General features: G+C 64.0%; 5 protein-coding genes and 1 tRNA gene. 1 reads left to right on the top strand and 5 read right to left on the bottom strand.

The window, feature by feature from the left end:
- Positions 1-219: DUF1348 family protein (locus tag QZY06_RS19540; protein ID WP_295687296.1), on the bottom strand; the 219-nt coding region annotated here is incomplete at its 3' end.
- A 22-nt stretch (positions 220-241) separates the two neighbouring features.
- On the bottom strand, positions 242-871 hold the full coding sequence (locus QZY06_RS19535) for a pyridoxamine 5'-phosphate oxidase family protein (RefSeq protein ID WP_295687294.1): 630 nt from the start codon (positions 869-871) through the stop codon (positions 242-244).
- Between the two features lie 114 nt (positions 872-985).
- Between QZY06_RS19535 and QZY06_RS19530 the strand changes: the two genes are divergently transcribed.
- Positions 986-1894 carry a LysR family transcriptional regulator gene (locus tag QZY06_RS19530; RefSeq protein ID WP_295687292.1) on the top strand — a complete coding sequence of 303 codons (909 nt, stop codon included), beginning with the start codon at positions 986-988 and terminating at the stop codon, positions 1892-1894.
- On the opposite strand, the gene QZY06_RS19525 is transcribed toward QZY06_RS19530, so the two are convergent.
- The 3 genes from QZY06_RS19525 to QZY06_RS19515 form a co-directional block, all read right to left on the bottom strand.
- Positions 1895-2959: a metallophosphoesterase gene (locus tag QZY06_RS19525; RefSeq protein WP_295687289.1), complete on the bottom strand. Its 1065-nt coding sequence runs from the start codon at positions 2957-2959 to the stop codon at positions 1895-1897.
- Between the two features lie 28 nt (positions 2960-2987).
- Entirely contained in the window at positions 2988-3356 is a 369-nt protein-coding gene (locus QZY06_RS19520) for a hypothetical protein (RefSeq protein ID WP_295687274.1), read from the bottom strand.
- A gap of 253 nt (positions 3357-3609) precedes the next feature.
- Positions 3610-3697: transfer RNA gene (locus QZY06_RS19515), tRNA-Leu, on the bottom strand.
- Positions 3698-3758: the final 61 nt, after the last annotated feature.

The raw sequence follows: 3758 nt of genomic DNA, 5'->3' as shown, positions 1-3758 counted from the left end.
GTCCTGTTCCTTCACCCATTTGCGTTCCAGGAACTCGACGATCTGCCCGCGGCCCACCAGAAACTCGTTGCGATTGCGCCAGCGGCTGTCCGGCGTATAGGCCAGCGATACGCGCACCGGATCCTTCGAATTCCAGGCGTCTTCGGCCAGGCGCACTTTTTTGGTCGCGTCCTCCAGCGAGAACGGTGGCAGCGGCGGGCGGGGTTCGATTGCGGTCATCGGTTGAGCTCTCCTGAGTAGATCAATGCTGCACGACCGGCTGGCCTTCGAAGGCCGCCAGTTTCGCTTTCAATTGCTCGATCTCGTCGAGCAGTGGCTGGACCTGTTCCGAGGTGAAACGCGGCGTGATGTGCTGCGGACAGTTCCAGTCCACCGCTTCGACGTCGAAGATCACCGCGCGTTCGATCTGGGCGGGATAGCCCGGGGTTGCGATGCTGGCAATCAGCGCCGGGTCGTCCGCCGCTTCGACGATACGCGCACGCGCCCAGATCTTCAGCCTCCGGCGCTTGGCGTAATCCATCAGGAACAGAGACACGCGAGGATCGGCGACGATATTGCCGGCGCTCAGGTATTGAACATTGCCGCGAAAGTCCGCGAAGCCCAGTGTCTTCTCGTCGATCACTCGCAGAAAACCTTTCGGCCCGCCACGATGCTGCACATACGGCCAGCCGGGCCGGCCGTCGGCTTCGGTGCCGTGGCTGGCGAGATAGAAGCTGTCGCGTTCGGCGATGAACTGCGCTTCGCGCACGCTGATCCGGTCGCGATGATCGTCGCTGGTCTCGAAGCCCTGGTTCTGCTCGCGGCTGCCATAGCGGCGCTGCGCATCGCGCACGCTGTCGGTGAACGTCAGTTCTGAAAATCGGCGGGCCATGGAAATCTCCGGGGTGGATGAGCGACCGACGCAGGCTAATACGGTGCTCTCACGACTAGAATCCCTGTGATCCGAACAAGTTTGTTTCAGAAATCGAAACAATGGACCTCATCCATGAACCGCATCCACGAGATGACCGTGTTCCAGACCGTCGCCGATGCCGGTGGCTTTTCGGCGGCTGCGCGGCGGCTGGCCTTGTCGACGCCGGCCGTCACCCGCGCGATCGCCTCACTGGAAGAACGGCTCGGCGCGCGCCTGCTGCACCGGACCACGCGGCAGATGCAGCTGACCGAAGCCGGCGAGCGCTATCTCGGTGATTGCCGACGCCTGCTCGCCGAAATCGACGAAGCCGATCGTGCCGCCGCCGGCGTTCATGCCGAGCCACGCGGTCAGCTGCTGGTCACCGCCTCGGCGCTGTTCGGGCGTCTGCACGTCGCACCAGCTCTGTTCTCGCTCCTGGCGCTGCATCGGCAACTGACGTTGCGCACGCTGTTCGTCGATCGCGTCGTCAACTTGTCGGAAGAAGGCGTGGACCTCGCGGTGCGCATCGGCGAGCTGCCGGATTCGTCGCTACGCGCGGTCGGCGTTGGTCGCGTGCGGCGGGTGCTGGTCGCAGCACCCGGTTATCTGACCGAACACGGCCGGCCCGTTGCGCTTGCGGATCTGGCCGGCCACGCGACGATCGGCTTCACCGGGCTGTCGGTGCCGAACGACTGGCGTTTCCAGGTCGATGGCCAGCAGCGGCAGGTGCCGATCAGCCCACAGCTGATCACCCAGTCCGCCGATGTCGCGCTTGATGCCGCCGTCGCCGGCCTCGGCCTGGTTCGCCTGCTCAGCTATCAGGCCGATGCCGCGGTGCGTGACGGCCGGCTGGAAATCCTGCTGCCGGCGTTCGAGCCGCCACCGCTGCCGGTGCACGTGCTGCATCACGAAGGCCAGCGGGTGTCGGCCAAGGTGCGCGCCGGCTTCGATCATCTGGTTGCCGCACTGCGCGCCAATCCGGTGCTGCAGTCGCTGACCTGATCAGGTTATCGAGTGGCGGCCGTTATCCATCACCAGCTCGCGCTCCGGCCAGCGCATGGCCGACAACCTGCCGCTGAAGCCGGCCGTCACGCCCTCGGCGCGTTCTGCGAAGCGCAGGCCGACGCAGTGATCCACGCAGAACGCATTGCCGCTCCGCCCCAGCCAGACATCGTCCGGCACATCCTCGAACAGGCCATGGATACCGCCCTTGTGCGCAGGCTGGGCGACGCCGCTCGGCGTGCGCCAGTAGTGGCCGAAGATCACCGCGACCGAATCGTCGTACTGCTGCCACCAGCGCGTGCGTCCGAGCAGGCGCCACTTGCTGGTCGACCAGAACGGTTCTACCGCCGGCAGCTCGATGCCCGAGGTCAACACCCGCACCGGGTTGCCGTTCTGCTGCCGCGCCTCGCGCCGCGCGAACAGCGGCATCAGCTCCGGCTGCACTTCGCGCTGCGACATCAGGGCGTGATAACGCCGGCCCTGCTCACTGCATAGCGGATCGGCATCCAGCGCCTGCAACTCGGCACGCAGCGCCGCTTCGGCCTCGATATACAAGGCCACCGCGTTGCTCGCCTTCGAAGCACGCACCGCCTGCAGCGCCGCCGGGTCCGGGCAAGCGTGGACGATGCGCAGATCCGCACGCTCCAGCACCAGCGGCAAGCTGAGCAGGAAATGGAGGATGTCGGCACGCGTCTCGACATCCGCCGGCCGGCAATCGGCAAAGCGCGGATCGCCGTGGTCCTGATGCCAGTCCTCGTCGAAGAACCAGCCATTGCCCTCGCGCGCCTCGTCGCGCAGCAGGTTCATCTCATGATTGCCGAGCACGCACTGCGCGCGCCCGGCCGCGATCCAGGCCTGCACCCGCTGAATCACCTCGATGCTGTCCGGCCCGCGATCGCAGAGATCACCGACGAACACCAGCCGCCGCCCCTCCGGATGCCGTGCCTTGGCGTCGTAGCCGAGTTCGCGCAGCAGCGCATCGAGCGCGTCGACTTCGCCGTGGACGTCGCCGATCACGTCGAGCGGGTCGGTGGCCAGCGGCTGGATCAATCCTCGGTGTTTCATTGCGAAGGCCAAATTAAGCTGTGGTCGGTCATGGCGGGACCTTTTCGCTCGATCCATTAGGCTTCGGTTGAACTGCTAGATGTGCCTCCTTGTGCCACTGGACATACAGCTCTGCAGGCGCAGCGCCAAACTCATTGATGAGGTGGCTATACAGTCGATCAATGGACTCGGCTAGCGGAAGGTCTTGGGTATCGCTTCCGTAAAACAGAGCTATAGCGTCCGAACTTGCAGTGAGACGTTGAAGCAGGCCGCAAAGCGTGGATTCTTCAAAACGCTCACCGTTTAGAAAGGCTTGGCGCGCGTCCTCGACGATTTGGTCCATCTCGTCGCCAATAGGCGCAACTTTCCAAACCGGAGTATTTGACGAGCCGAAGATTGCCCTCGCTGCTTCACTCATGCCTCGACACAGCGACACTGGAATGCGCATGAAGGAAACCGCGACTTGTGGATCGTCACCCCGAGCCAATAAGTGTTGTGTCATTGGTAACCCTGCTCGCGGTATGAAGTAACTTCCGATCTGAAAGTTACCCAAGTTGTTAGCCACAAACGTCCGGGGTAGACAGGCAGCCAGCGCGGAAAACGCCGGAGGCGTTTTCGCAAGACCTTGATTCCGGGAGTCGAGGGGCTTGGTGCAAGCCCCGCAAAAAAACTGGTGCCTAAGGAGAGACTCGAACTCTCACGAGGGGTTACCTCGGCGGATTTTGAATCCGCTGCGTCTACCGATTCCGCCACTCAGGCCCGCGCTGCTCCCCCACTGTATCGGCGGGGCCGGCATTATAGCGGCCGATCGCGGGTTGGC

This window comes from uncultured Nevskia sp. (assembly GCF_903885465.1).
In the GTDB taxonomy this organism is placed as follows: Bacteria; Pseudomonadota; Gammaproteobacteria; order Nevskiales; family Nevskiaceae; genus Nevskia.
Note: the sequence above shows the minus strand (reverse complement) of the source record. Positions and strands in the feature narration are given on the sequence as shown.